This is a genomic window from Terrabacter sp. 2YAF2, from assembly GCF_052114705.1.
GTDB lineage: Bacteria > Actinomycetota > Actinomycetes > Actinomycetales > Dermatophilaceae > Terrabacter.
This window is the reverse complement of the sequence record NZ_JBFRFG010000013.1, coordinates 70,183-95,921: the sequence shown is the minus strand read 5'-3', so window position 1 is coordinate 95,921 and position 25,739 is coordinate 70,183. Positions and strand designations below refer to the sequence as shown.

General features: G+C 70.4%; 26 protein-coding genes. 13 read left to right on the top strand and 13 right to left on the bottom strand.

Going from position 1 to position 25,739, the window contains the following annotated elements:
• Positions 1 to 117 precede the first annotated feature (117 nt).
• The 5 genes from AB4030_RS15010 to glpX form a co-directional block, all read right to left on the bottom strand.
• On the bottom strand, positions 118 to 981 hold the full coding sequence (locus AB4030_RS15010; RefSeq protein ID WP_442280011.1) for a carbohydrate ABC transporter permease: 864 nt from the start codon (positions 979 to 981) through the stop codon (positions 118 to 120).
• Positions 978 to 2,132, bottom strand: coding sequence for a carbohydrate ABC transporter permease (locus AB4030_RS15005; protein WP_442280010.1), 1,155 nt, complete (start codon positions 2,130 to 2,132; stop codon positions 978 to 980). Before AB4030_RS15005 ends, AB4030_RS15010 begins: the two co-directional genes overlap by 4 nt.
• Complete coding sequence (locus AB4030_RS15000; RefSeq protein WP_442280009.1) at positions 2,129 to 3,487, bottom strand: ABC transporter substrate-binding protein; 1,359 nt, start codon at positions 3,485 to 3,487, stop codon at positions 2,129 to 2,131. The genes AB4030_RS15005 and AB4030_RS15000 overlap by 4 nt, the downstream gene beginning before the upstream one ends.
• A gap of 235 nt (positions 3,488 to 3,722) precedes the next feature.
• The gene (locus AB4030_RS14995; protein ID WP_442280008.1) at positions 3,723 to 4,661 is read right to left on the bottom strand and encodes a carbohydrate kinase family protein; all 939 of its coding nucleotides are present in this window, start codon (positions 4,659 to 4,661) and stop codon (positions 3,723 to 3,725) included.
• A 10-nt stretch (positions 4,662 to 4,671) separates the two neighbouring features.
• The gene (gene glpX / locus AB4030_RS14990) at positions 4,672 to 5,664 is read right to left on the bottom strand and encodes a class II fructose-bisphosphatase (RefSeq protein ID WP_442280007.1); all 993 of its coding nucleotides are present in this window, start codon (positions 5,662 to 5,664) and stop codon (positions 4,672 to 4,674) included.
• A gap of 96 nt (positions 5,665 to 5,760) precedes the next feature.
• Here glpX and AB4030_RS14985 point away from each other — a divergent pair, with 96 nt between their 5' ends.
• Positions 5,761 to 6,474, top strand: a complete 714-nt coding sequence (locus AB4030_RS14985; protein WP_442280006.1) for a DUF4245 domain-containing protein — start codon at positions 5,761 to 5,763, stop codon at positions 6,472 to 6,474.
• 12 nt (positions 6,475 to 6,486) lie between these two features.
• Here the strand turns inward: AB4030_RS14985 and AB4030_RS14980 are convergent, their stop codons facing one another.
• Both AB4030_RS14980 and xseA read right to left on the bottom strand, forming a co-directional pair.
• A complete protein-coding gene (locus AB4030_RS14980; RefSeq protein ID WP_442280005.1) occupies positions 6,487 to 6,771 on the bottom strand; it encodes an exodeoxyribonuclease VII small subunit in 285 nt (94 codons plus the stop codon).
• 10 nt (positions 6,772 to 6,781) lie between these two features.
• Positions 6,782 to 8,029, bottom strand: coding sequence for an exodeoxyribonuclease VII large subunit (xseA, locus tag AB4030_RS14975; RefSeq protein ID WP_442280021.1), 1,248 nt, complete (start codon positions 8,027 to 8,029; stop codon positions 6,782 to 6,784).
• A 337-nt stretch (positions 8,030 to 8,366) separates the two neighbouring features.
• On the opposite strand from xseA, the gene AB4030_RS14970 reads away from it, so the two are divergent.
• Positions 8,367 to 9,401: a 4-hydroxy-3-methylbut-2-enyl diphosphate reductase gene (locus AB4030_RS14970; protein WP_442280004.1), complete on the top strand. Its 1,035-nt coding sequence runs from the start codon at positions 8,367 to 8,369 to the stop codon at positions 9,399 to 9,401.
• Between the two features lie 9 nt (positions 9,402 to 9,410).
• Here AB4030_RS14970 and AB4030_RS14965 read toward each other — a convergent pair whose 3' ends face one another.
• Complete coding sequence (locus tag AB4030_RS14965; protein WP_442280003.1) at positions 9,411 to 10,613, bottom strand: DNA recombination protein RmuC; 1,203 nt, start codon at positions 10,611 to 10,613, stop codon at positions 9,411 to 9,413.
• A gap of 139 nt (positions 10,614 to 10,752) precedes the next feature.
• Here AB4030_RS14965 and AB4030_RS14960 point away from each other — a divergent pair, with 139 nt between their 5' ends.
• The 6 genes from AB4030_RS14960 to AB4030_RS14935 all read left to right on the top strand — a co-directional run bounded on the left by AB4030_RS14960 (position 10,753) and on the right by AB4030_RS14935 (position 16,465).
• Positions 10,753 to 11,613 carry a thioesterase family protein gene (locus tag AB4030_RS14960; protein WP_442280002.1) on the top strand — a complete coding sequence of 287 codons (861 nt, stop codon included), beginning with the start codon at positions 10,753 to 10,755 and terminating at the stop codon, positions 11,611 to 11,613.
• Positions 11,610 to 12,149, top strand: coding sequence for a histidine phosphatase family protein (locus AB4030_RS14955; protein WP_442280001.1), 540 nt, complete (start codon positions 11,610 to 11,612; stop codon positions 12,147 to 12,149). The genes AB4030_RS14960 and AB4030_RS14955 overlap by 4 nt, the downstream gene beginning before the upstream one ends.
• 67 nt (positions 12,150 to 12,216) lie before the next feature.
• The gene (gene ychF / locus AB4030_RS14950; protein WP_442280000.1) at positions 12,217 to 13,302 is read left to right on the top strand and encodes a redox-regulated ATPase YchF; all 1,086 of its coding nucleotides are present in this window, start codon (positions 12,217 to 12,219) and stop codon (positions 13,300 to 13,302) included.
• Between the two features lie 135 nt (positions 13,303 to 13,437).
• Positions 13,438 to 14,538: a lactonase family protein gene (locus tag AB4030_RS14945; protein ID WP_442279999.1), complete on the top strand. Its 1,101-nt coding sequence runs from the start codon at positions 13,438 to 13,440 to the stop codon at positions 14,536 to 14,538.
• A gap of 143 nt (positions 14,539 to 14,681) precedes the next feature.
• Positions 14,682 to 15,359: a response regulator transcription factor gene (locus AB4030_RS14940; RefSeq protein WP_442279998.1), complete on the top strand. Its 678-nt coding sequence runs from the start codon at positions 14,682 to 14,684 to the stop codon at positions 15,357 to 15,359.
• Positions 15,356 to 16,465 (top strand): sensor histidine kinase, encoded by a 1,110-nt coding sequence (locus tag AB4030_RS14935; protein ID WP_442279997.1) that lies wholly within the window; start codon positions 15,356 to 15,358, stop codon positions 16,463 to 16,465. The genes AB4030_RS14940 and AB4030_RS14935 overlap by 4 nt, the downstream gene beginning before the upstream one ends.
• A 74-nt stretch (positions 16,466 to 16,539) precedes the next feature.
• Here the strand turns inward: AB4030_RS14935 and AB4030_RS14930 are convergent, their stop codons facing one another.
• Positions 16,540 to 16,743 carry a cold-shock protein gene (locus tag AB4030_RS14930; protein ID WP_009777120.1) on the bottom strand — a complete coding sequence of 68 codons (204 nt, stop codon included), beginning with the start codon at positions 16,741 to 16,743 and terminating at the stop codon, positions 16,540 to 16,542.
• A gap of 319 nt (positions 16,744 to 17,062) precedes the next feature.
• Between AB4030_RS14930 and AB4030_RS14925 the strand changes: the two genes are divergently transcribed.
• Positions 17,063 to 19,120 (top strand): fibronectin type III domain-containing protein, encoded by a 2,058-nt coding sequence (locus AB4030_RS14925; protein WP_442279996.1) that lies wholly within the window; start codon positions 17,063 to 17,065, stop codon positions 19,118 to 19,120.
• 94 nt (positions 19,121 to 19,214) lie between these two features.
• Positions 19,215 to 19,805 carry a carboxymuconolactone decarboxylase family protein gene (locus tag AB4030_RS14920; RefSeq protein WP_442279995.1) on the top strand — a complete coding sequence of 197 codons (591 nt, stop codon included), beginning with the start codon at positions 19,215 to 19,217 and terminating at the stop codon, positions 19,803 to 19,805.
• Positions 19,806 to 19,870: 65 nt separating this feature from the next.
• Here the strand turns inward: AB4030_RS14920 and AB4030_RS14915 are convergent, their stop codons facing one another.
• Entirely contained in the window at positions 19,871 to 20,101 is a 231-nt protein-coding gene (locus tag AB4030_RS14915) for a hypothetical protein (RefSeq protein WP_442279994.1), read from the bottom strand.
• Between the two features lie 172 nt (positions 20,102 to 20,273).
• On the bottom strand, positions 20,274 to 21,038 hold the full coding sequence (locus AB4030_RS14910; RefSeq protein WP_442279993.1) for a DUF5995 family protein: 765 nt from the start codon (positions 21,036 to 21,038) through the stop codon (positions 20,274 to 20,276).
• 111 nt (positions 21,039 to 21,149) lie between these two features.
• Here AB4030_RS14910 and AB4030_RS14905 point away from each other — a divergent pair, with 111 nt between their 5' ends.
• Both AB4030_RS14905 and AB4030_RS14900 read left to right on the top strand, forming a co-directional pair.
• Positions 21,150 to 21,749, top strand: coding sequence for a hypothetical protein (locus AB4030_RS14905; protein ID WP_442279992.1), 600 nt, complete (start codon positions 21,150 to 21,152; stop codon positions 21,747 to 21,749).
• Between the two features lie 6 nt (positions 21,750 to 21,755).
• On the top strand, positions 21,756 to 22,607 hold the full coding sequence (locus tag AB4030_RS14900) for a hypothetical protein (RefSeq protein WP_442279991.1): 852 nt from the start codon (positions 21,756 to 21,758) through the stop codon (positions 22,605 to 22,607).
• Between the two features lie 209 nt (positions 22,608 to 22,816).
• Here the strand turns inward: AB4030_RS14900 and AB4030_RS14895 are convergent, their stop codons facing one another.
• Positions 22,817 to 23,653, bottom strand: coding sequence for a class I SAM-dependent methyltransferase (locus tag AB4030_RS14895; RefSeq protein WP_442279990.1), 837 nt, complete (start codon positions 23,651 to 23,653; stop codon positions 22,817 to 22,819).
• Between the two features lie 190 nt (positions 23,654 to 23,843).
• Here AB4030_RS14895 and AB4030_RS14890 point away from each other — a divergent pair, with 190 nt between their 5' ends.
• The gene (locus tag AB4030_RS14890; RefSeq protein WP_442279989.1) at positions 23,844 to 24,530 is read left to right on the top strand and encodes a winged helix-turn-helix transcriptional regulator; all 687 of its coding nucleotides are present in this window, start codon (positions 23,844 to 23,846) and stop codon (positions 24,528 to 24,530) included.
• A 58-nt stretch (positions 24,531 to 24,588) separates the two neighbouring features.
• Here the strand turns inward: AB4030_RS14890 and AB4030_RS14885 are convergent, their stop codons facing one another.
• Complete coding sequence (locus AB4030_RS14885; protein WP_442279988.1) at positions 24,589 to 25,707, bottom strand: ABC transporter ATP-binding protein; 1,119 nt, start codon at positions 25,705 to 25,707, stop codon at positions 24,589 to 24,591.
• Between the last annotated feature and the right edge of the window lie 32 nt (positions 25,708 to 25,739).

Sequence of the window (25,739 nt, the reverse complement as noted above, 5' to 3'; positions counted from 1 at the left end):
TCGTGGTGATGAGGTATGCCGCCGAGCCCCGCGGCATACGACAGTCCCCTCCCAGCCTAGTGACGGCCGGGAGGGGACTGGCGAGCAGGTCGGTGCGGGGTCGCCGAGGCGGGTGCCTCAGCCCTTGACCGCGCCGGAGGTCATGCCACGGATCATGAACCGCTGGAGCGTCACGAAGACGATCATCGGGACGATGATCGTGATGAACGCGCCGGCCGTGAGGAGCTCCTGGCCCTGACCCTGCGTGCCGAGGAGCTGCTGGAGCTTGACGATGACCGTCGTGTTGTCGCTCGTGAGGAACAGCTTGGCGACGAGCAGGTCGTTCCAGACCCAGAGGAACTGCAGGGTCGCGAACGCCGCGATGGCCGGGATGGACATCGGCGCGACGAGCCTCCAGAAGGTCTGGAAGTGGCTGCAGCCGTCGATCTTCGCCGACTCGACCACGCTGCGCGGCAGCGTGCTCATGTAGTTGCGCAACGTGTAGATGCACAGCGGCATGCCGAAGCCCGTGTGGAGCAGCCACACCGCGATGTACTGGCCGCTGATGCCGAGGCCGCGCGGACCGAGGACGTTGAGCATCGGCTGGAAGGCCGCCTGGATGGGAACCACCATCACGGCGATGATGAGCAGGAAGAAGAACTCCTTGAACGGGAAGTCCATGAAGGTGAACGCGTAGGCGGCGAACGCCGCGAACATGATCGGGATCACCGTGGCCGGGATGGCGACGACGATGCTGTTGATGAAGCCGGAGCTGAGGTCGGCCCCCGTCCACGCGCCGGCGTAGTTGCTCGTCGTCCACTGGGAGCTGAACGGGTGGAGCAGCGCCGTCCACCAGCCGGAGGTCGCGGCGTCGTCGCGGGTGCGGAACGACGTGACGAGCAGGCCCAGCGTGGGGATCGTCCAGAGGAGCGCGAGGATCGTCATGGTGACGATCGAGAAGGGGCTCCTGGGTCGCCCGTCCTTCATCAGCTTGCGGCTCATCGCCCTGCCTCCTCGTCGCGGAAGTGCTTGACCTGATACCAGATGAGCGGGATGACGGCGATGAGGAGCACGACGACGATGGCCGTCGCCTGCCCGGCCTCGCTCGCCGCGAACAGCTTGTTGAAGAAGAGGTTCGCGATGACGTTGGTGCCGTAGGCGCCGTTGGTCGTGACGTAGACGATGTCGAAGATCTTGAGCACGGTGATGAAGACCGTCACGAAGACCGTGATGATCGTGCCCTTGATCTGCGGGATGACGACCCGCCAGAAGATCTGCAGCTCGCTCGCGCCGTCGATGCGTGCCGCCTCGACGGTGTCCTCCGGAACGCCCTTGATGGCCGAGCTGAGCAGCACCATGGCGAAGCCCGCCTGCAGCCAGATGAGGATCATCATGAGCAGGATCGAGTTGAGCTTGACGGTGTCGATGGCGAGCCACGTCTGCGGCTGACCGCCGAGGCCCACCCAGATCGCGTTGAGGAGACCGGTCTGGGCCTGACCGGGGTTGTTGTAGGCGTAGATGAGCAGCCACACGGCCGAGGCGCTCACGGCCGAGATCGCCATCGGCAGGAAGATCATGCTCTTGGCGACCTTCTCACCACCGGCCGACAGCTTGTCGGACAGGACGGCGACGATGACACCGAACGCCACGACGATCGCGGGGACGATGAGCAGCCACAGGATGTTGTTGACGACCGACTGCCAGAACTCGGGGTCCCCGAAGATCGTCTTGTAGTTCTGGAACCCGACGTAGGCGGTGCTGTCGGAGTTGGCGAACGAGTAGTTGATCGTCTGGAAGGTCGGGTAGATGAGCATGAGCCCGACGAGCAGCAGGCCCGGCAGCAGGAATGCGTAGGGGATGACGCCCTCAGACAGCCGCCGCGGCAGAGCCTCCACGAACATGTTGAGGAAGAAGAAGATCAGCGCTGCGCCGCCCACTCCGCCGACGATCGCGAGGACCGCGATGACGAACTTGCTGCCGAACTTGTCCGGGTAGTACCCGAAGGCGAGGAAGAGGTTCGCCAGGAACCAGACGACCACGATCATGCCGACGAGACCGAGGGCGATCTTCGCGGGGTTGGCCCGCAAGGCGGCGTTCGGATCCTCCACCCGCAGCTTCTGGCGCGGCGTTGCCGCGCTGGTGTCGGCGGTCATGACTTGGGCCAGGAGGCTTCGATGTTGTCAGCGGTCTGTTGCGACGACTGGCCGTTCTCCCACTTGACCATCTCGGTCCAGAACGTGCCCGAACCGACTGCCTTCGGCATGAGGTCGGAGCCGTCGAAGCGCAGGACGTTGGCCCTGTTGGCGATGGCCGCGATCTTCTTCGTCGTCTCGTTGGGGTAGTTGCTCGTGTCGAAGGTCTTGTGCGGCGAGAGCCAGCCCCCCGCCTTGGCCCACGGGCCGCCGAACTTGTCGGAGGTCAGGAACTGCATGACCTTCTGCGCGTCGGGGTCGGGGCCGTTGAAGAGCGCAGCGAGGTCGCCGCCACCGATGATCGCCTGACCGTCGAAGCCGCCGGCAAACTTCGGGAAGACGTAGATGCCGACCTGGTTGTCGAGGTCCGCCTGGACGTTCTTCGGGTAGAAGGTCGTGGCGAAGTTCCCTTGCCGGTGCAGGAGGCACTTCGGCGGGTTGGAGAAGGCCGGGGTCATCGCGTCGGCGAAGGCCGTGTTGAGCACGCCCTTCGTGCCGCCGAGGACCATCTTCGGGTCCTTGTTGAACTTGGCGGCCTCGTCGAGCGCTTTGACGACGCGCGGGTCGTTGAAGGGGATGCGGTGCGAGGTCCACTGGTCGTAGACGTCGGGGCCCCACATGCGCAGCATGAGCTCCTCGACCCAGTCCGTGCCGACCCAGCCGGTGGCCTGGGCGGACCCCCAGCCGATGCACCACGGGGTGACCCCGGTGGCCGCGATCTTGTCGGCGACGTTCTTCTGGAGGTCCTGGATGGAGGCCGGCGACGTCTCGTAGGCGGCCTTCTCGTAGGCCGCCTTGGGGTACCAGACGATGCTCTTGACGGCGTTGCGCATGGGCGCGCCGTAGACGCGGCCCTTGTAGCGGCCGGCGTCGAGGAAGCCGGGGAGTAGGGTGGCCTGGAGCTTGTCGTAGTCCAGGTAGGTGTCGATCGGCCAGACCTTCTTCTGCGCCGCGAACTCGAGCATGCCGCCCGGCTGCGGGAAGAGGCCGATGTCCGGGGCGTCGCCCGAGTTGACCTTCTGCTTGATGGTCGTCGTGAAGTCCTGGTCGGACGTGTACTTGATCTTGATGCCCGAGGTCTTCTCGAAGTCGGCCAGGGACGCGTTGAAGTTCTTCTCCTCGTCGCCGCCGAAGGCGCCGAGGATCGTCACGACCTTGTCGTTGGGGGCCGTCCCTCCGGTGATGAAGCCACCGGCCCCGCCGCCCGCGCCGCCACCGCCGGAGGCGTTGGGGTTCTGCAGGCAGCCGCCCAGCACCAGGGCTGCCGCGGCGACCACCCCACCCGCCTGCAGTGCCCGCCTGGGAAATCCGCTCATGGTCGCTCCTCGTCGTTGAGTTGTGCGTCGATCCCCACCAGATCAACGTGACCTGCGTCACGTGAAGGTAAGTCATTCCTACCGCGTCGTCGCAGGTCGGTCCAGTGATTCGGGTGGCCGTGACCTACCCGGTACCTGCGTTTGACCATCGTGCTGGGCCAGGGCAACCGCGGGGGAACCGGTGGGTCGTGCCTGCGTCGCGTGTGAAAGGTGTGACGGGAGGGGTCGAGCTGCGCTACGTGAGAACGGCGCGCGTCGGGGCGTAGGCCCCGGCGCGTTCGACGGTGAGCGCCCCGGCGCGCAGCGCGCGCTGCACGGCAGGCACCACGTCGGCGAGGACCGCGTCGTGGAGTCGCCCCCTCGCCGCCGGCCCGCCGAGCAGCCCGGCGTCGAGCAGACCCGAGACGAGACCGGCCATGAAGGAGTCGCCGGCGCCGACGGTGTCGACGACGTCGACGCTGGTCGCGGGCAAGGCCTGCCGCTCGCCGGTGCGGGAGACGTGGACGACGGCGCCAGCACCGCCGCGCGTCACGACGACGACGGCCGGGCCGAGCTCTGCCCACCTGCTCAGCACCTCGTCGAGCGCCTCGCCGGGACAGAGCCACTCGACGTCCTCGTCGCTGAGCTTGACGACGTCCGCGAGGGCGATGGAGCTCTCGACGAGGCGGCGGGCCTGCTCCGGTCGGCCCATCAGGGACGGCCGGGCGTTGGGGTCGTAGGACACCGTCGCGCCGAGCTCGCGGGCCGCCGCCAGGAGGGCGCGCACCTGGCTGCCGCCGGGTTCGAGGACGGCAGCGATGCTGCCGGTGTGGACGTGGTCGTATGCCGTGAGGCCCGGGACCGCGGCCACCTGCCACTCGAGGTCGAACACGTAGGTCGCGGCGCCGGTGGCGTCGATCGTCGCGTGGGCGACGGACGTGAAGGGCGCGCCCTGGGAGCCGGCGGTGAGTGTCACGCCGCGCTCGCGGCATACGTCCTCGATGCGCCCGCCCCGCTCGTCGGTCGCGATCCACGTCGCGAGGTCCACGGGGTGCTCGAGCGCGGCCAGCCCGAAAGCCACGTTGGCCGGGCTGCCACCGACGTGCTCCTCGGTCTCGCCGTCGGGTCTCGTGACGGCGTCGACGAGGGCCTCGCCGATGACGAGGGTGCGGACGTGCCCGGTGCGCTCGCTCACGTCGTGCGCCTCAGGCGTCGATCATGTCGGTGCTGCCGAACCAGCCCGGCCGGTCGAAGCGGTGCTCGCTGTCGATGGTGCGGATGGTGCCGCTGCGCGAGCGCATGACCAGGGAGTTGGTGCGCGCCGACTTCGCGCCGTAGCGCACGCCGCGGAGCAGCTCGCCGTCGGTGATGCCGGTCGCGACGAAGAAGCACTCGCCCACGACGAGGTCGTCGGTGGACAGGACGCGGTCGAGGTCGTGACCGGCGTCGAGGGCCTTCTGGCGCTCCTCGTCGTCCTTGGGCCAGAGCCTGCCCTGGATGACGCCGCCGGTGCACTTGATGGCGCACGCGGCGATGATGCCCTCCGGGGTGCCGCCGATGCCGAGGAGCAGGTCGACGCCGGTGTCGGGACGGGCCGCCATGACGGCACCCGCCACGTCACCGTCGACGATGTAGCGGATGCGGGCACCAGTGTTGCGGATCTCCTCGGCGAGCTGGTCGTGGCGCGGACGGTCCAGCATGACGACCGTGACGTCGGCCGGGGTCTCCCGCTTGGCCTTGGCGATGCGCCGGATGTTCTCGGCGACCGGGAGCCGGATGTCGACGACGTCGGCCGCATCGGGTCCGGTCGCGAGCTTGTCCATGTAGAACACGGCGGACGGGTCGTACATCGCGCCGCGGTTGGCGACCGCCATGACGGCGACGGCGTTGTTCATGCCCTTGGCGGTCAGCGTCGTGCCGTCGATCGGGTCGACGGCGACATCGACCTCGGGGCCGGTGCCGTCACCGACCTGCTCGCCGTTGAAGAGCATCGGGGCGTTGTCCTTCTCGCCCTCACCGATGACGACGACCCCGCGCATGCTGACGGTCGAGATCATCGCGCGCATGGCCTCGACGGCGGCACCGTCGGCCTTGTTCTTCTCGCCGCGGCCGACCCAGCGACCTCCGGCCATGGCTGCCGCCTCGGTCACCCTGACCAGCTCGAGAGCGAGGTTGCGATCCGGCTGGCTGTGCTTCATCAAGGTCCTCCGTCGGCGCAGAACAAGTCCGCGCCAGCCTAGCGGTGAGCACGGCCGGGTTTGGATGGTGTCCGGGAGTCGGGGACGATGGGGGGCATGAGCACCCCGTCGACCCCGTCGACACCCCCGGCAGAGAGCACCACGACCCCGGCGAGCGAGCCGACGGAGTCGACGGAGGCGGGGGAGGCGGTGCAGGCGACGGAGTCGGTGCAGGCGACGGTGCCGGCTGCTCCGCCGAGCCGCTACTCGCTCGGCACGTTCCCCAACATGTTCCGCTCGATGTTCGTCATCGCGCTGCTGGTCCTGGCGCTCGTGGCCATCGTGCCGCGCATCACGCACGTCCAGCGACCGGCGGTCGACGCGGCCGCGAAGGCGAGCCAGGTCGCTGCGCAGACGACCTGGCCGATCGAGCTGCCCACGGGCCTCGGCGACGGCTGGGTGCCGACGGTGGCTACGTACGCGCCTGGCACGGAGAAGGTGCCGACGTTCACGACGGTCTGGAGCACTCCGAGCGGCGCCGACATCGCCCTCAAACAGGCCGTCGGTGCCACGCAGGGCTGGGTCGGCCGCTCCGTCGACGACGGCGCGGCCGCCGGCACCGTGACGGTCTCGGGTCGCACCTTCGAGAAGTTCGTCGCGAGCGACAAGGGCCAGCTCGCCTACGTCGCCAAGGGCCAGGGAGCCAAGGGGCTGACCCTCGTGGCGAGCGGGACGGCGCCGGAGGACGAGCTCAAGGCCTTCGTCGCGGCTCTGGGGCCGGTGAAACCGGCACCGGGCGTCCGGCCTGCGCCCGCCAGCCCGACCGGCTGACCGGAGCGTGCGTCAGGAGCCGTCGTCCTCGTCGAAGATGTCGTCGTCGGCGTGGAGCTCCCCCGCGGCAGCGGGTGGACGGGTGGCTCGCTCGACCTCGGCTTGCGCCCCGTCGAGCCACGTCGCGCAGTGCGCGGCCAGTGCCTCGCCGCGACGCCAGAGCTGCATCGAGTCCTCGAGCGGCGCCTGACCCGCCTCGAGCTTCGCGACGATCGCGATGAGCTCCTCGCGGGCGTCCTCGTAGCGCATGCCGGCGATGTCGGGGAACGAGCCGTCGGTCGTCGTCGCGTCAGCCATGGGCGTCACCCTACGACGTGCTGTCGTCTGCGCCGGCCGACACCGGCCGCACGCCGAAGTCGCCCCGGGCCACGCGGACCCGCAGCAGCTCGCCCACCCCGACGTCGTCCTGGTCCATGACGATGCGCCCGTCTCGGTGCTGCACGACGGCATAGCCCCGCTCCAGGGTCGACTGGGGGGAGAGGGCGACGACCTGCCGGCGGAGGTGCTCGGCCTGGTCGGCGGCACGGTGCAGCCGCGCCTCCATGCGACTCGTGGCCCGCGCCCGCAGGGCGGCCACCTCCTGTCGTCGGACCCGGACGAGCGCGACCGGGTCGGCCATGACCGGACGAGAGACGAGGGAGCGCAGCCCCGACCGTTCCGCCTCGACCCGGCGGACCAACGCCCGTCGGACGCGGTCGCGGGCGGTGTCGACCAGAGCCCGCTCGTGGGCCGCGTCGGGGACCACCTTCTTGCCGGCATCGGTCGGCGTCGACGCGCGCCAGTCGGCGACGAGGTCGAGCAGGGGCGTGTCGACGTCGTGGCCGATGGCGCTGATGACGGGCGTCCGGGCCTGTGCGACGGCGCGGATCATGGCCTCGTTGGAGAAGGGCAGCAGCTCCTCGAGCGCCCCGCCACCGCGGGCGATGACGATGACGTCCACGGCTGGGATGGCGTCGAGCTCGCGGAGTGCCTCGACCACCTCGGTGACGGCCGAGCTCCCCTGGACCGCGACCTCGCGGATCTCGAAGACGACTGCGGGCCAACGACGCCGGGCGTTCTCGACGACGTCCTTCTCGGCCGCGGAGTTGCGGCCGGTGATGAGGCCGACGCGGTGCGGCAGGAAGGGGATCGGTCGCTTGCGCCCGACGTCGAAGACCCCCTCTGCGGCGAGCGTGCGCTTGAGGATCTCGACTCGGGCGAGGAGGTCGCCGATGCCGACGGGGCGGATCTGACGGGCCTCGAGCTGCAGGGTGCCGCGCTTGGTCCAGAAGGTCGGCTTGGCCTGGAGCACGACCCGAGCGCCCTGCGCGAGCGGGATCGGCATCGCGTTGACGGCGTTCATCGGCACCGACACCGACAAGGACATGTCGACGTCGGGATCGCGCAGCGTGAGGAAGGCGGTGCCGCCGCGTGGGTTGAACTGCACGACCTGGCCCTCGACCCACAGCTGGCTCATCCGGTCGACGTAGTCGGAGATCTTGAGACTGAGCACGCGCACCGGCCAGGGCTGCTCGGCCGTCGTGTCGGCGGCCTTGTCGGGCAGCGGGCTCGTCATGCTCACCCGCGCCACCCTAAACGTGTTGCCGTCCCGGTGGCGCCCACCAACCGTCGGCGCGGTGACTGTCGATGCCGTCGACCCCACCCCCTGGATCGCGGAGCAGCTCGCGCTCGGTCGGGTCAGCTCGACGGAGTGGGTGGCACGGGGCGCCATCGCGGAGGTCCACCGACTCGTCACCGATGCCGGGGCGTATGCCGTCAACCGGGCGCCGTCCTGCTCCACCACGTGCCGGACGAGTAGCGCTCGCGACGCTCGACGTGCTGAGGCGGTGCGCGTTGGTTGCCGCGGGGACGACGAGTCGGGAGTCACCGACCGCTCCCCGTACGATGAGGCCATGAGTGAGCCAGTCGACCAGACGTCCGGCAAGAAGGTCCTCCTCGCAGCGCCACGCGGCTACTGCGCCGGTGTCGACCGTGCCGTCGTGACCGTCGAGAAGGCCCTGGAGCTCTACGGTCCGCCCGTCTACGTGCGCAAGCAGATCGTGCACAACAAGCACGTCGTCAGGACGCTCGAGAAGCGTGGGGCGATCTTCGTCGACGAGACGGACGAGGTGCCCGAGGGCGCCACCGTGATCTTCTCGGCCCACGGCGTCGCTCCGGTGGTCCACGACGAGGCGAGGGCCCGCAGCCTCAAGACGATCGACGCGACCTGCCCGCTCGTGACCAAGGTGCACCGCGAGGCCGTCCGCTTCGCTGACGACGACTTCGACATCCTGCTCATCGGCCACGAGGGCCACGAGGAGGTCGTGGGGACCTCCGGGGAGGCGCCCGACCACATCACGCTCGTCGACGGGCCCGACGACGTCGAGAACGTCACCGTCCGCGATCCGGAGAAGGTCGTCTGGCTGTCGCAGACCACGCTCTCGGTCGACGAGACGATGGAGACGGTGGCTCGGCTCAAGGAGAAGTTCCCCCTGCTGCAGAGCCCGCCGTCCGACGACATCTGCTACGCCACGCAGAACCGACAGCTGGCGGTCAAGCAGATGGCCAAGGACACCGATCTCATGATCGTCGTGGGGTCGCGCAACTCGTCGAACTCCGTGCGTCTCGTCGAGGTCGCGGTCGAGCACGGCGCCCGTGACGGGCACCTGGTCGACTTCGCCGACGAGATCCACGAGGAGTGGCTCGAGGGCGTGACGACGGTCGGCGTGACCTCGGGCGCCAGCGTCCCTGAGGTGCTCGTCCGTGACGTGCTCTCGTGGCTCGCCGAGCGCGGCTACGGCGAGGTCGAGGCCGTCATCGCGGCAGAGGAGTCGCTGCTCTTCTCGCTGCCGAACGAGCTCCGCCGCGACCTCAAGGCCCGCAAGGGTGAGGACGCCGGGAACGTGCGCCACGACGCCGCGTTCGAGGACTCCGGCTCCCTTCACTGAGCCGCCGCGTCAGGCGGAGGCCTCTGCGCTCGAGGCGTGCCCGGGCGGGGACTCGCGCGCCAGGAAGGCGTCATCGCGTGCGTCGCGGCCGAGGTCGTCGGTCAGCTCGGCCGCGCTGAGCGAGCGCGGAGCGACCTCGAGGGGCGTCAGGGTCGGCGGGGCGTCGCTGGCCAGGTGCAGCTCGTGCATCCGGCGCGCCGTGACGAGCACTCGCGACTCCAGCGTGCCGACGAACTTGTTGTACTGCTCGACCGACCGGGACAGCGACTGGCCCATCGTCGTGACGTGACCGCCGAGGGTGGCGAGGCGGGCGTAGAGGTCCTGGCCGATGGCGAGGAGCTCGCGGGCGTTCTGCTCGAGCGCGTCCTGCTGCCAGATGGCCCCGATGGTGCGCAGCACCGCGAAGAGGGTGCCCGGCGAGGCCAGGACGACCTTGCGCGAGAGCGCGTGCTCGTAGAGGCCGGGGTCGTCGGCGAGTGCCGTGGCGAGGATCGCCTCGCCGGGGACGAAGCAGATGACGACCTCGGGGGAGCGGGTGAAGGCGGTCCAGTAGGCCTTGGCCGCCAGGCCCTCGACGTGTCGCCGCAGGGCGGTCGCGTGGGCGGCGAGCAGCTCGGCCCTCTCGACCTCGTCGACCGTCTCGCTGTGCGCCTGCAGGAAGTGCGCCATCGGCGCCTTGGAGTCGACGACGACGTGGCGCGCGCCGGGCAGGTTGACGACGGCATCGGGCCGCACGGTCGCCCCGTGCCGGCTCACGCTCGTGACCTGCTCGTCGAAGTCGCAGCGTGCAAGCAGTCCGGAGAGCTCGAGCACCCGGCGCAGCTGCACCTCGCCCCACGCGCCGCGGATCGTCGACGCGTTGAGCGCTGTCGCCAGGGTCGCGGTCTCGGAACGCAGCGACTCGGTGGACCGGCTGACCTCGGTGAGGCGTTCGCCGAGCTGGCCGAACTGCAGCGACCGGTCCCGCTCGAGCGCCCCGACCTGCCGCTCGACGCGACCGATGGTGTCGCGCAGGGGAGTGAGCAGGGCAGCGGTCGTGTCGTCGACGTCGCGGGCGGCCTCGAGGTCGGCCACCCGGTCGCGCAGGACGTCACGCTCGGCCTCCGCCCCCGCGGAGCGGGCGAGCAGGGTCGAGCGGGCCGACAGCCACGCGAGCAGGCCGCCGACGAGTGCGCCGATGACGAGCCCGACGAGCAGAGCGGTGAGGTCCATGCGAGCACCGTCCCAGACGCCGCCGACAGGAGGGGTCCGCGACACCCGGTGGCGGGCGACCCGGCCCTGCCGACCGACGTGGCCGACGGCATACGCCCGGGGTGCCTGCGAGGTCGGCAGGGTCTGTTAGACCTGTCCCGTGACCGAGTACGACGACGCGACCCGGCTCGAGGCCGGCAACGACCCCACGCAGCGCCACGGCGCCTTCCACGAGGACTGGATGATCGGCAACGCCGTCAACGGAGGCCTCGTCATGACCACGGCGCTGCGCGCGCTCGGCGAGCACCTGGCCGCCGACCCCACCGAGACGACAGAGCACGTGGATCCGGTCGTGCTCTCGGCGTACTTCATGACGGCGTCGCAACCGGGCCCGTTCACGGTGACGACCGAGGTCGTGCGCTGTGGCCGCAAGCTCTCCACCGGGCAGATGGCGATCCACCAGACGGACGACGACGGGCAGCCCGTCGAGCGGATGCGCGCCATCGGCTCGTTCGGCAACCTCACCGATCTCGACGTCCAGCGCCAGGCGTCCCCGCCCGAGATGCCGCCGCCCGAGCAGTGCGTCTCGGCCGACCAGGCGCCTCCGGACTTCCTCGCCAACGCGAAGTTCCTCGAGCGCCTCGACCTGCGCCTCGACCCGAGCACGGCCGGGTGGGCGATGGGCAAGCCGTCGATGCGGGGCGTCATGCGCGGCTGGCTCCGGTTGCGCGACGGCCGCGAGCCCGACACCACGATGCTCGTGATGGCGCTCGACGCGCTCCCGCCCGTCGCCTTCGACCTCGGGCTCTTCGGCTGGACCCCGACGCTCGAGTTCACGGGCCACGTGCGACGCCGGCCCCAGCCGGGCTGGCTGCAGGTCTCGCTCGGCAGCGACACCCTCGGCGGCGGCATGATGGAGGAGGACGCCATGATCTGGGACTCCGCAGGCAACCTCGTCGCCCAGTCGCGCCAGCTCTGCGGCGTCCGGCTGCCCCGAGGTGGCGCCCGGGACGGCGCGTGACGGTCGAGCTGGTCTACGAGACGCACTCCATCACCGAGGACAACGAGCAGGGCATCGCGACCGGCTGGCGCCCCGGGCGACTCTCCGACCAGGGACGCCGCCTCGCGGTCGCGCTGGGAGAGCGACGTCCCGCGGACGGTTTCGCGGCCGTCTACTCCTCGGACCTCGCGCGTGCGCTCCAGACCGCCGAGCTGGCCTACGGCGGCAGCGCCGTGGCCGTGCGTGTCGACGCCCGGCTGCGTGAGTGTGACTACGGCCGCCTCAACGGCTGCCCGGTGACCGAGCTCGAGCGCGTCCGGCTCGCCCACATCGAGGTGCCGTTTCCCGGCGGGGGCCAGAGCTACCGCGAGGTCGTCCAGGCGACGGCCTCCTTCCTCGACGACGTGCGGCGTGACCACGACGGGGAGCGGGTGCTCGTCATCGCGCACTCGGCCAACCGATGGGCGCTGCAGCACCTGCTCGACGGCACGCCGCTCGAGCAGCTCGTCGGCGCGCCGTTCGGGTGGCAGCCCGGCTGGGAGTGGACGCTCATCTGAGCGCCCGGTGCCGGCATACGCCCTCGTGGTCGGCACCACGCAGGATCGCCACTAAACTCTTGTCCTCGTGGCACTCACCATCGGAATCGTCGGTCTCCCCAACGTCGGCAAGTCGACGCTCTTCAACGCGCTGACCAAGAACAACGTGCTCGCCGCGAACTACCCGTTCGCGACGATCGAGCCCAACGTCGGCGTCGTCCCGCTGCCGGACGCGCGCCTGGGCGCGCTCGCCGAGATCTTCTCCTCCGAGAAGATCCTGCCCGCCACGGTGAGCTTCGTCGACATCGCGGGCATCGTCCGCGGCGCCTCGGAGGGGGAGGGGCTCGGCAACAAGTTCCTCGCCAACATCCGTGAGGCCGACGCGATCTGCCAGGTCGTGCGCGCCTTCGAGGACGGCGACGTCGTGCACGTCGACGGCAAGGTGAGCCCCGCCAGCGACATCGAGACGATCCACACCGAGCTCATCCTCGCCGACCTGCAGACCCTCGAGAAGGCCGTGCCGCGCCTCGAGAAGGAGGCCCGGGTCAACAAGGACAAGAAGGCGGCCGTCGACCTCGCGCTCGCCGCGCAGAAGGTCCTCGAGGCGGGCGACACGCTGTATGCCGCGGGGCCGGCCGCCGGGGTCGACCTCGCCGAGGCCAAGCAGCTGGGACTGCTGACGACCAAGCCCTTCATCTACGTCTTCAACCTCGACGAGGAGCAGCTCGCCGACACCGAGCTGCAGGCCTCGCTGCGCGAGCTCGCAGCGCCGGCCGACGCGGTCTTCCTCAACGCCAAGCTCGAGATGGATCTCATGGAGATGGAGCCCGACGAGGCTCTCGAGCTGCTCCAGAGCTTCGGCGCCGAGGAGTCGGGGCTCGACCAGCTCGCCCGGACCGGCTTCCACACGCTCGGCCTGCAGACCTACCTCACGGCCGGTCCCAAGGAGTCGCGCGCCTGGACGATCGGCAAGGGCTGGACCGCCCCGATGGCCGCCGGCGTCATCCACACCGACTTCCAGCGCGGCTTCATCAAGGCCGAGATCGTCAGTTTCGAGGACCTCGTCGCGGCGGGGAACATGAACGCCGCCAAGGCGGCCGGCAAGGTCCGCATCGAGGGCAAGGACTACGTCATGGCCGACGGCGACGTCGTGGAGTTCCGCTTCAACGTGTAGAGCCGCAGGTAGAGCCTGATCAGTGGAGCAGGGTCGTTCTTACAGGCCTCTTACGAGCGGCGAGAGCACGGAGTGCCGGCCAGCGGACGGCGGTTGACTGGGACAACCCCAACCGCCACTCGAAAGGCACGGCTCATGAACACCACCCGCACATCGATCCTCGCGGCAGCCACCGCCGCGGCGGCTGCCGCGATGCTCGTCGGCGCAGCGGGCACCGCGCCCGCCGCCGTCCAAGCAACCGGGTCTCGGGCCGTCGTCGGGCACGTCTACGAGGCGACCAACGCGTCGGGGAACAATGCCGTCGCCGTCTTCGACCGCTACCGGGATGGCTCCCTGCACCCAGCCGGGACCGTCGCCACCGGTGGCGCCGGCGCCGGTGCATCGCTGCACTCCCAAGGAGGTCTCGTCCGTGACGGCCGAATCCTCTTCGTGGTCAACGCCGGTGACGACTCGGTGTCTGCCCTGGCGTCAACCGAGCACGGCCTCGTCCTGCGCGACCGGATCAGCTCCGGCGGCGATTTGCCGGTGAGCGTCACCGTCCGGGACGGAGTGGGCTACGTGCTCAACCAGGGCAACGACACCATCAACGGGTTCCGCTACGACGCAAGCGGTCACCTGAGCCGGTTGCCCGACTCCACTCGGCACCTGACGCCCAATCCCGCAGGTGGCACCACCGACGCGGCGCAGGTCTCCTTCACCCCCGACGGGCGCTCGCTCGTGGTGACCGAGAAGGCGGCCAACCGCATCGAGACCTTCGGCGTCGTCGGTGGCTCCGCCGCTCACGCGCGACCGCACGCCTCAGCAGGCACGACGCCGTACGGGTTCGACTTCGACCGGCGCGGGAGGGCCATCGTGTCGGAAGCCGTCACAGGGTCCGTCTCGTCCTACCGCGTTCGACCGTTCGGCGTGATCACCAGTGCCCTGCCGGACACGCAGCTGGCCGCCTGCTGGGTGGTCGTCGCCGGTGATCTGGCCTACGTCGTCAACGCGGCGAGTCCGTCGATCTCCTCGTACCGCATCGCCCCCGACGGCTCGCTCACGCTCGAGGCGGCAGTCGCCGCCACCACCGGTGCCGGCCCGACCGACGCAGCCGTCTCGCCCGACGGGAGGACCCTGTCGGTGCGACTCGGGGACGGGTCGGTGTCCTCGTTCGCGATCGGCGGCCACGGGCAGCTCACCCCCGCCGGAACCGCTGCCGGCACCGCATACGGCCCGGCCGGCCTCACCGCCGACTGACCGTTCGTCCGCGTCAGCAGGGTGTCCGCTCCACGAGCGGGCACCCTGCCCGGCACCCCGGAAGGCCCGAGCGGGCCCACACTCGCAGCACTAACCTTTGGAGAGGCCGGTCCGCAGTTCCCCTGCGGGGCAAGGAGCTGAGCGTGGCTGAGGTGCTCGTCGTCGACGACGACCAGACGGTGCGCGAGGTCGTGGTGTCCTACCTTCGGGCCGGCGGGCACGAGGTCACCGCGGTGGGCAACGGTGAGGCCGCGTTGTCGGCGATGCAGCGCCGTCGCGCCGACCTCGTGGTTCTCGACCTGATGCTGCCCGGGGTCGGTGGCCTCGAGGTGTGCCGGCGGCTGCGGGAGAGCACCGACGTGCCGATCATCATGCTCACCGCCCTGGGGTCCGAGTCCGACCGTCTGGTGGGGCTGCGGCTCGGGGCGGACGACTACGTCACCAAGCCGTTCAGTCCGCGCGAGCTGGCCCTGCGGGTGGATTCGGTCCTGCGCAGGGTGCAGATGGGCAACATGCGCGGGGCGCGCGTGAGCGACGGCACGCTCGTCGTCGACCCCACCGCGCACGTCGTGACACGGGACGGGCAACCCCTTCCCCTGACGGTGCGCGAGTTCGACCTGCTGCACTTCCTCGTGTCCCATGCTGGTGAGGTCTGGACGCGCGAGGATCTGTTGCGCGAGGTCTGGGGGTGGTCCTTCGGTGACCAGTCGACCGTCACGGTCCACGTCCGGCGACTGCGCGAGAAGGTCGAGGCCGACCCGACGCGGCCGACGCGGTTGCTGACCGTCTGGGGGGTCGGCTACCGATGGGAGCCGTCGTGACGCACGACCAGCTCGTCATCGTCCTCATCGCGGGCGGCTGGTCCCTGGCGATCGGGCTGATCGGCGCGCTGGTCGGCTGGCGCACGAGGCGCGCGCCGATCCAGTGGTCGGCATGGCTCATCGCCGCCGTCGCGATCGGCGGAGTCGTGGCCGGGGTCGTCGGCACGGCGCAGGCGATGTTCCTGTCCCGGCACGACCTCGCCGTCATCGTCCTCGTGTGCGCCGTCTCGGGAGCGGTGTCGATGGCGTTCTCCCTGCTGTTGGCCCGGACGCTCGTCAGCTCGACCCTCCGGTTGCGGGCCATGGCCGCCGAGCTCGGAGCCGGGGAAGTCGTCATGCCGACGGGTGCCGAACCGCGCGAGATCCGGGCGGTTGGTGACGAGCTGGCCCGGAGCGGCGACCTGCTGCGCGCTGCCCAGGCGCGCGAACGTCAGCTCGAGCAGTCACGGCGCGAGCTCGTGGCGTGGGTGTCGCACGACCTCCGGACACCGTTGGCCGGACTGCGCGCGATGGCCGAGGCGCTCGAGGACGGCCTGGCCCCCGATCCTGCCCGGTACCACCACCAGATGCTCAAACAGGCCGACCGCATGACGGCCATGGTCGACGACCTGTTCGAGCTGTCCCGGATCCACGCCGGCACTCTCAACCTCTGCGTACAGCCGTTGGCGCTGCGCGACGTCGTGAGCGAGTGCATCGCCGGTGCGAGCCCGGTCGCCGCTGCCGGGCGCGTCGTCATCGACGGCGAGGTCGGCCCGGACCTCGAGGTGCGCGCCGACCCCGACGCCCTGTCGCGGGTGGTGGGCAACCTCGTGATGAACGCGATCCGGCACACGCCCGCCGACGGCGCGATCCTCGTGGAAGGGCGCCGGGACGGCGCCGCCATCGAGCTCAGCGTCACGGACGCGTGCGGAGGAATCCACCCGGACGAGCTCGAGCGCGTGTTCGACGTGGCCTGGCGAGGCAGCTCAGCCCGAACCCCGGAGACCGGGACCGGCGCGGGGCTGGGACTGGCGATCGTCCGGGGCCTCGTCGAGGCGCACCGGGGGACCGTGAGCGTGAGCAACCACGGGCCCGGGTGCAGGTTCCTCGTGCGGCTGCCGGCCTGACGCCAAACGCGAAACCCCCGACCGGGTGGTCGGGGGTTTCGCTCGGGACCGAAGTCACCGGAGGTGTCTTGGGGTCAGATGCCCTTGACCTTCTCGGCCTGGGGGCCCTTGGGGCCCTGCGTGACGTCGAACTCGACCTTCTGGCCCTCCTGCAGCTCGCGGTAGCCGCCGCTCTCGATGGCCGAGTAGTGAACGAAGACATCGGCGCCGCCGCCGTCCTGCTCAATGAAGCCGAAGCCCTTTTCGCTGTTGAACCACTTCACGGTGCCTGTTGCCACTGGTGTTGCCTCTTCTTGTCAGCGAGGCCTCCCGTGTGGAGACCTCAGGCTGCCGATGGTCACGACGAGCGCGACACGCGAACCTTCGCGCGGTGGCTCAGTCGAGCCGAGTCCGTTCGTACGTGGACTCGGACGGCAACCGGGACTGACGGTAGCAGCCGCCGGCGTCTTTGCCCCGGTCAACCGCGTTATGGGACAACGCCATGACCAGCGATATGGGAAGAGCGTGGGGCATCTGGCGGTTTTGCGTACCAGCGACGGACCCCGCCCTAGCCTTGACGCATTCGGGTCCAGGGTCGTCTCCCTCAAGGAGCGCAGAATGTTTGCTCGCGTAGCTGTTGTCCGGTCAGCCTTTGCCGGTGTCGTGGCTGTTGCGCTGGCGGTGGTGGCAGCAGCGGCGGCGCAGGCCGTCGTGCCGACCGCGCCGGCCCAGACGTGGGGGGTGAACGGGAGGGTGTCGGCCATCCTGCCCCTCCCGAGCGGCAGGGTGGTCGTCGGTGGGTCGTTCACGGCCGTGGTCGACAGCGTCGGGACCACCCAGTTCGCTGCCACCAACGTCGCCCTCTTCGATCCGGCCACCGGTCAGTTCGACTCGACCTGGCGCCCCAGCGTCAACGGTTCGGTGAACGCGCTGGCAACGGATGGCAGCAGGCTGTTCCTCGGCGGCACATTCAGCAAGGTCGGTGGCGTCAACCGGGACAAGCTGGCTGCCGTCACGCTGAGCAGCGGCGCGCTCGAGCCCGGCTGGGTGGGCCCCAAGCTCGACGGCCCGGTCGACGTCATGCGGCTCAGCGCCGGCGCGCTCTTCGTTGGCGGCAACTGGAACACCGTCACGTCGGGCACCACGACGTATGCCCAGGCGAAGGTGGCGAAGGTCAGCGCCTCGACCGGTGCCTTCGACACGGCGTTCCGGCCGACCGCCAACCCGACCCCGAGCGACGTCCCTCCGAGCGGGCGGGTCTGGGCGCTTCTCGTGCTGAACAACGGCAATGTCGTGCTCGGCGGGGACTTCGGGGACATCAACGGGGTGGCATCCACACGGCGAATCGCCGTCGTCGATCCCAGCACCGGCACCCCGGTTCGAGGCTTCCTGTCCAAGCCCAACAACGGCACCAGCACGGCGACCATCCTTGACCTCGCCACCGACGGCACCACGATCTACGAGGCCGTCGCGGGCAGCGGGGGCGCCTGCACCGCGGTCGACGCGGCCACCGGTGCCGTCCGATGGACGTGGCACTCCAACGGGAACATGCAGTCGGTCCGAGTCGTCGGCACCACCGTCTACTGCGGCGGACACTTCGGCGGAACCGCCTCGTTCGGCGACCAGACGCGCAACAAGATCGCCGCCGTCGACGCAGGGACGGGAGCCATCCTGCCGTGGGCCCCCGTCATCAACAGTGCCCTCGGGGTCTGGTCCATGGGATCCGACGCCACTCGGCTCTACCTCGGCGGCGACTTCACCAAGGCCGGCGGCGTGGCGCAGCAGCACTTCGCCATGTGGATCGACACCGCGTCGACGTCCGTCCCGGGAGCACCCGTGCTCAGCGGGACCGCGGGCGACGGCGTCGTGTACCTGAGCTGGCAACCTCCCTCGAGCGACGGGGGATCGACGATCCTGCGGTACAAGATCTGGCGCAAGCTGGCGAGCGCGACGACGTATCCCAACGCGGCGCTGGCCACCGTCTCCAGCGGGACGATCTACACCGACACGACAGTGACCAACGCAACCGCCTACTCGTACAAGGTGCTCGCCGTCAACGGTGTCGGTAGCGGCCCCTACAGCAACGAGCTCACGGTGACACCGGGGGCCACCGCCCCGGCGGCCCCGTCTGCGCCCTCGGCCCTGACCGCGACGTTGGACAGCTCGGGGGTCACGCTCAGCTGGACGGCGCCGACATCGCCCGGCAACCCCGCTCTCACGAGGTACGACGTCTACCGTGGCACGACATCGGGGCAACGCAGCCTCCTGGCCAGTGTGCCGGCAGGCACCACCACGTTCGGTGATGCCCTGCCCCCGTCAGGCACGACCTACTTCTATGCCGTGAGAGCGGTCAACACCGTCGGCTCCAGTCCCGACTCCAACGAGGTGAGCGCCGACAGCTCCTTGGTGGGTGCGCCGACCCAGCCCACCTTGAGTGCCACGACCGGGACCGCGAGCATCAACCTGTCATGGGTCGCGGGAGGCGGTGGCGGAGCTGCGGACAAGTGGATCATCCTGCGCGACAACGTCCAGCTCGCCCGGGTCACCGACCCCAACGCCAGGACCTACAGCGACACCACCGTCGTCTCGGGCACGACCTACACCTACAAGGTCAGGGCGGTGAACTCGGTCGGGAGCAGCCCCAACTCCAACCCGGTCACGGTGACGGCGCCCTAGCGTGGGCAGGCCCGGACGCCTGGTCAGGCCGACGGACGCCAGGGCTGATGGTGGGGCTCTTCCCAGCCCATCGCATGACGGTGAGAATGGGGAGGTGTTCATCACACCCGTGAGCGAGGACGATGCTGCAGGCGACCTCGCCGAGTACTACCGCACCCAACGTGCCGCGTGGGGCTTCCTGCCCAACTACGCCGCAGCGTTCTCGACCCGCCCCGACGTGGCGCAGGCCTGGAACGCGCTCAACGCGACGATCCGCGACGGCATGAACCGGCGCCGCTTCGAGATCGCCACCATCGCTGCCGCCCGTGCGGTCCGGTCGACGTACTGCACCGCGGCCCATTCGAAGTTCTTGAGGGACGTCTGCGCCGACGAGACCACGATGCGCTCCATCACCGAGCACCCCGACGGAGCGGCACTCGACCTGCAGGACCGCGCCGTCTACCAGTTCGCGGCGAAGGTTGCCGCGGACGCGGCCTCGGTCGGTGCGGACGACGTCGAACGCCTGCGGACCGTCGGACTCACCGACGAAGAGATCGCCGATGTCGTGTTCGCCGCCTCAGCTCGCTGCTTCTTCACTGCCGTCCTCGACGGGCTCGGCGCCCAGCTCGACGTCCAGACCGCGGAGACGTTCCCGGAGGCCCTGCTGAGCTCCATGGTCGTCGGCCGACCCGTCGCAGAACCGTGAGCAGCCGACGTCACGGATCCTGACGTCCTGACGCGACCGGGTCGGGGGCCGTGCTGATCGTGCACCTACGCCTCGTGCGGGTAGTCCTCGTCGTCCGCACCGGCCACCAGCTCGCGCTGCTCGAGCCGGTCCGCCTCGTCGGCCTCGTCGGCCTGGTCCGCAAGGGCCCCAGGGCCGGTGTCGGCGACGTCGACGATGGCCTCCTGGTCGGAGGGCGGTGGCGGGTCGACCGGGGCCTGCTGCTCGAGCCGGTCCGCCTCCGGGACCTCGTCGTGGCTGGGGTGCTGTGCGGTCACGGTCGTTCCTCCTCCGTCGCCGGCTGGTGCGCCCCGCTGCCGCCGTGGGCGCTCGCGGAGCCGCTGTGCCTTCGAACCCTGTGGTGCCAGCATCCCACGAGCCGTGCGTGAGGCCAGCGGAGACAAGGTCAGGTGTTACGCGTCGTCACCGGCCGCGAGCGCAGGTCGGGACTCAGCCCTCCGGGGGCAGCACGACGCCGAAACCCGCGATCGCCAACCGGAGCAGCACCTGACCCGGCGCGAGCAGGTCGGCGATGCGAGCGGCACTCAGCACCTCCAGCTCGGCGAGCCGGACGGCATACGCCTCCGGGCCGACGACGCGGGCCCGCTGGAGCTCCATGGTGTTGTGCCACACCTTCGTGCGGGCCTCGCGCAGGAACCGCGTCGACGCCGCGCGGTTGAGCGGCGTCAGCACCCGGTCGATCACGCTCTTGGCACTCTGGGCGCTCAGCTCGTCGTCCTCTGCCGCGACTCGGGCGGCGAGGACCCCGTCGATGCGCTCGTGGTCGCGCCGCCGTCTGTCGAGCAGGACCGGGTCGGTGAAGTCCGCGTCGCTGATGACACCGAGCAGAGCCTGCGGCAGGTCGTAGTTGATGTGGGCATTGATGCCGAGGAGCACCTGCCTCAAGGGCGGCAGGGTCGGGGGAGCGTCGAAGGCGAGACGCCAGGGCCGGGGCGCCCGATGCCGCGGGTCGCCCGCGAGGTCGGCCTCGAGCGCGTCGAGGTAGAGGTCGGCGAAGACGACGTCCCAGGCCTCCACCCAGCCAGGGTCCTCGAACGCGGCGGCCTCGAGGGCCTCGGCGACCGCCCGCGTCGTGCGCTGGTAGGTGGCGAGGAAGGTGCGCCGCGCCGCCAGCTCCCGGGGCATCGCCGAGAGGGTCGCGGTCATCCGGGTCAGGACGTCGTCGATGGTCCGCCCGCCCACGGCCTCGGTCATCGCGTTCTCCTCACGCAAGCCGTCCCTCGCTCCTATTCTGGAGCGAGAGTCGCACGGCGTCAGTCGAATCCGGACGTCGTCGCGCGGGGCGCTCCTGGTCGAGGAGGCCGGATGAGAGCACGGACGCCTGGACCGAGGTCCTTCGATGCCGTGGCTGTCGGACGGCGCGAGACGAACGCGTGGGTGGCCTACTACCGGCACGAGTGGGTGATGTTCCTGCGCGCCTCGGTCGGGATGGTGGCGGCCGGTTTCGGCATGAACCGTCGCGACACGCTCCGCGGGGCTTGGCTCGTCCTGCGCGCCAACCAGGCGTGGGCACCCTTCCCGGACAACGACCCTGACCGCGCACGCGAGCTGATGCGAGAGTTCTATGCGCTCGTTGCGAGCAGCAGCGGGCTCGACCTCGATCCCACCCGGGCGGCGGAGCTCGAGGTCGAGTGGTGGCGCGTGCACCGCGCGCACCAGCACGACGACGACGTGACGACCGAGGATCTGGTGGGTGCGCTCAGCGCCCTCTACGCCTACGTCTACGCCGTCGACCCGCAACGTGTCCGACTTGCTGCGACGAGGCGTGTCGAGGCCATGGACCTGTCGGACGCCTGGGTTCGGCGCGGCTGCTCGATGTCGGATCCGCTGCTGTCCCGAGAGCGCCGGGCGCTCGTCGCGTCGTATGCCGCGCTGCTCGACGCCGTCGACCGGTCGAGGACGTGAGCGTCCGTGACACCGGCCGCCTCGCCGTCCCCGTCCGCGGCCCTGGCCCAGCGTGACGACCGGGTCCTGCCCGCCACGCGGGCCCTCGCCGTCGTGCTCGTGCCGATCCTTCTCACGGCCTTCGTCATCCTCTACGGGTTCCCGGCCGACACCGGCCGCCTCTTCGCCTGGACCATCAGACCGGACCTGACCCCGATGGTGCTCGCTTCCGCCTACCTTGGCGGTGCGTGGTTCTTCATCCGGGTCGTGCGTGAGCGGCGGTGGGCCCGGCTGAGCGCGGGGCTGGTCTCGGTCACCCTCTTCGCCGCCCTGCTCGGCGTCGCCACGGTGATCCACTGGGACCGCTTCAACCACGGCCATGTCGCCTTCTGGCTCTGGGCCGGGCTCTACTTCACGGCCCCGTTCCTCGTGCTCGCCGTCTGGGTCGCCAACCAGCGCGTGGCCGCGCCCCCACACCCGGACGAGCTGCGCATCGGCCGGGTGGCCCGTGTCGTCGTCGCGGCCGGTTCCGGGCTGGCGCTCGTGCAGGGACTCGTCATGTTCGCGGTCCCGTCGGTGGTCATCCCCGTGTGGCCCTGGCTGCTGACCCCGTTGACGGCCCGCGTGGTCGGTGCGGTCTTCTGCCTGGGCAGCGCCGGTCTCGTCGTGCTCCGCGACAGTCGGTGGGTGCGCCTGAGGCTCATGGTCGAGGTCGAGGTGATCATGCTGACCTTGATGCTCGTCGGCGCGGTGCGGGCGCGCACCGACCTCTACACCGACCGCCCCCTGACCTGGCTGATGCTCGGTGGCTTCGTCGCCACGCTCGCGGCCTCACTGTGGCTCTGGCGCGCCATGGCGACGCGCGCTGAGGCCGGCTGAGTCACCTCGAACCGCAGGACACCGCCGAGCTCCCCGAGGCGAGTGGTGACGCGGTCGCGCGCTACCTCCGCGGACACGACGACGACCAGACCGGCCGCTGACGATCGAAAGAGCATTCCGTCCGCCCGGCGGCCCCGCCGAACGCGGACGGATCGCTCTCTCGATCAGGTAGGGAGTCCCCCGCCACGATCGAAAGCGCTGCGGTGACGTCAGGCCGTCCGCCGTGCGGTGACGAGGAGGTACTCCCAGCCCATCCGTCCGTCGGCATCGAGGTGCCCGCGGGCCAGGTCGGCCAAGGCCGTGTCGAGGGCGGCGACCTTGTCAGGGTCGTCGGCGATGCCACGGTAGGTGGCGATCGTCGGACCGTAGGTGCGCTTGAAGAAGTCGCGGAAGTCCTCCGGACGGTCGAAATGCACTGGGAGCGAGCGCTTCTCGGCCGTGAAGCCCTCGACGCGGTCGCGGAGCAGGTCGCGTACGTGCGCCTCGTCGCCCCACAGCGGCGGGGGCTGGGCGCCGGGAGGCGGCGGCGCGGCATACGGCTTCATCGCCGCGAACATCTGCCCGATGAATCCCCCTGGGGTCCAGCTGGCGAGCCCGACGGTGGCCCCTGGGCGTGCGACGCGGACGAGCTCGTCCGCTGCCGCCTCGTGGTGCGGTGCGAACATGACGCCCACGCTCGACATGACGACGTCGAAGGATGCGTCGGCGAAGGGCAGGGCCTCGGCGTCGCCCTGCTGCCAGTCCACCGTGACCCCGGCGTCGGCGGCCAGTCGCCGCCCCACGTCGAGGAGCGCGGGCGAGAGGTCACAGGCGACGACGCGCGCCCCGGCACGTGCGGCCGGGATCGAGGCGTTGCCCGTGCCGGCGGCGACATCGAGGACGTCCTGGCCCGCCGTCACCCTGCAGCCGTCGACGAGGACCCGCCCCAGCTCCGGGATGATCTCCCGGGCCACGGCGGCGTAGTCGCCGAGTGCCCACATGGCGGCATGCCGGGTCTTGAGTGCAGCGTCGGCGGTGGTCTCCGGCGTCTGGGTGTGCGTGGTCATGCTGGTTCCCTCCATCGGTGGCGGGCCACGGTCTGGCCCGGAGGCCCACTGGGCCGTCCGTCTCCAGATTCCGCCGCCGCGGCTGCCGTCTCCAGTACACGTCGTGGACTGATGCGGTCCAGATCCGGGACCGATACTGGACGGTGGGGCGCGGCCCAGGACGGCTGCGACCGCCGACCGGAGGTGGGACATGGGACGACACGATCCCGGCGCAGGCCAGTACTGCCCGATCTCGCGCGCGCTGGACGTCGTGGGGGAGCGGTGGTCGCTGCTCATCCTGCGCGACATGATGACCGGCACGACGCGGTTCAACGACCTCGCGCGTGGCCTGCCGGGTCTCTCGCGCACGCTGCTGACCAAGCGCCTGCGCCATCTCGAGCGCTTCGGCGTCGTCGGGCGCTCGGGAACGCAGTACGTGCTGACCCCCTCGGGGCGGGCCCTCGAGCCGGTCGTCTTCGGCCTGGCGCAGTGGGGCGCCGAGTGGACGTTCGGCGACCCTCTGCCGGACGAGCTCGACGCGCAGCTGCTCGTCTGGTGGATGCACAGCCGTGTCGACACCTCAGGCCTCGTCGGCGAGCGTCACGTGCTCCACCTGCGTTTCGCCGACGACGCACGCCGCTTCTGGATCGTCGTCGAGCACGGCACCCCGTCGGTCTGCATGAGCGACCCGGGGTTCCCGGTGGACGTGACGATCAGCAGCGACGTCGCCTCGTTGTATGCCGTGTGGCTGGGCCGTCTGCCGCTGCCGGCGGCGCTCCGGTCTGGCCGTGTGCACGTCGAGGGGCCCACGACGATGACCCGCCGGCTCGACGAGGTGCTGCAGCTGAGCCCGGTGGCCCCGTTCGTCGCCGCCGCGAGGCGGGCGGCCACGGTCTGACCCCTGCAGGCCGCCAGGCCGCCCGACCGGGCGGTCAGGCGGTGAGGCGGTCAGGCGGTCAGGCGGGAGAGTCCCCACCCTCTCCCGAGGTGTCCAGGTCGGGCGTGACGGGAGCTCCGGCCGCAGCGGCAGGGGCTGACGGGGCGGCCGGGGGAGCGTCGACGTTCTCGGGGAAGTGGCAGGCGACCTGGTGCAGCGGCGCGAGCTCGACGAGCGGCGGCTCCTGCGTCTTGCAGATCTCCTGGGCCTTCCAGCAGCGGGTGTGGAAGCGGCAGGCCGGCGGCGGGTTGACCGGGCTCGGCACGTCGCCCTCGAGGCGGATCCGCTCGCGCTTGGTCCGGCGCTGCGTGTCGGGGACCGGCACGGCCGACAGCAGAGCCGTCGTGTACGGGTGCATCGGCCGGATGTAGAGTTCGTCGCGGTCGGCGACCTCGACGAGCTTGCCGAGATACATCACGGCGACGCGGTCGGACATGTGGCGCACCACCGACAGGTCGTGCGCGATGACGACGTAGGTCAGGCCGAACTCGTCCTGGAGGTCTTCCAGGAGGTTGATGACCTGGGCCTGGATCGACACGTCGAGGGCCGAGACCGGCTCATCGGCGATGATCAGCTTGGGCTTGAGCGCGAGGGACCGGGCGATGCCGATGCGCTGGCGCTGGCCGCCCGAGAACTCGTGGGGGTAGCGGTTGTAGTGCTCGGGGTTGAGCCCGACCAGCTCGAGCAGCTCCTGGACGGTGGCCTTGACGCCCTTCTCGGGCTTGATGCCCTGCAGGTGGAAAGGCGCCCCGACGATCGTGCCGACCGTGTGACGGGGGTTGAGCGAGCCGTAAGGGTCCTGGAAGATCATCTGGACGTCCCGACGCAGCGGACGCAGCTTGCCCGCCGACCAGTGCGTGATGTCCTCGCCTTCGAGCAGGATCGTGCCGGCGGTGGGCTCGAGCAGGCGCGTCAGCATGCGGCCCGTCGTCGTCTTGCCGCAGCCCGACTCGCCGACGAGCGACAGCGTCTCGCCTCGCGCGACGTTGAAGGTCAGGCCGTCGACGGCCTGCACCGCGCCGACCTGGCGCTGGAGCAGGCCCCGGCGGATGGGAAAGTGCTTCGTCAGGTCGGTGACCTGCAGCAGCGACTCGCCCGCCTGCTTCGACGCGGTCGGCTTGACGTGGGTGGTGGTCACGATGGGGCTCCTGTGCTGAGGTCTCGCGGCGC

Excerpts from the sequence above, each read along its gene's own strand:
- AB4030_RS14965 (WP_442280003.1), bottom strand. The coding sequence starts at position 10,613 with ATGGACCTCACCGCTCTGCTCGTCGGGCTCGTCATCGGCGCACTCGTC.
- AB4030_RS14945 (WP_442279999.1), top strand. The coding sequence starts at position 13,438 with ATGAACACCACCCGCACATCGATCCTCGCGGCAGCCACCGCCGCGGCG.
- AB4030_RS15005 (WP_442280010.1), bottom strand. The coding sequence starts at position 2,132 with ATGACCGCCGACACCAGCGCGGCAACGCCGCGCCAGAAGCTGCGGGTG.
- AB4030_RS15000 (WP_442280009.1), bottom strand. The coding sequence starts at position 3,487 with ATGAGCGGATTTCCCAGGCGGGCACTGCAGGCGGGTGGGGTGGTCGCC.
- xseA (WP_442280021.1), bottom strand. The coding sequence starts at position 8,029 with ATGACGAGCCCGCTGCCCGACAAGGCCGCCGACACGACGGCCGAGCAG.
- AB4030_RS14910 (WP_442279993.1), bottom strand. The coding sequence starts at position 21,038 with ATGACCGAGGCCGTGGGCGGGCGGACCATCGACGACGTCCTGACCCGG.
- AB4030_RS15010 (WP_442280011.1), bottom strand. The coding sequence starts at position 981 with ATGAGCCGCAAGCTGATGAAGGACGGGCGACCCAGGAGCCCCTTCTCG.
- AB4030_RS14970 (WP_442280004.1), top strand. The coding sequence starts at position 8,367 with ATGAGTGAGCCAGTCGACCAGACGTCCGGCAAGAAGGTCCTCCTCGCA.
- AB4030_RS14890 (WP_442279989.1), top strand. The coding sequence starts at position 23,844 with ATGGGACGACACGATCCCGGCGCAGGCCAGTACTGCCCGATCTCGCGC.
- glpX (WP_442280007.1), bottom strand. The coding sequence starts at position 5,664 with ATGAAGCACAGCCAGCCGGATCGCAACCTCGCTCTCGAGCTGGTCAGG.
- AB4030_RS14905 (WP_442279992.1), top strand. The coding sequence starts at position 21,150 with ATGAGAGCACGGACGCCTGGACCGAGGTCCTTCGATGCCGTGGCTGTC.
- AB4030_RS14925 (WP_442279996.1), top strand. The coding sequence starts at position 17,063 with ATGTTTGCTCGCGTAGCTGTTGTCCGGTCAGCCTTTGCCGGTGTCGTG.
- AB4030_RS14895 (WP_442279990.1), bottom strand. The coding sequence starts at position 23,653 with ATGACCACGCACACCCAGACGCCGGAGACCACCGCCGACGCTGCACTC.
- AB4030_RS14980 (WP_442280005.1), bottom strand. The coding sequence starts at position 6,771 with ATGGCTGACGCGACGACGACCGACGGCTCGTTCCCCGACATCGCCGGC.
- AB4030_RS14985 (WP_442280006.1), top strand. The coding sequence starts at position 5,761 with ATGAGCACCCCGTCGACCCCGTCGACACCCCCGGCAGAGAGCACCACG.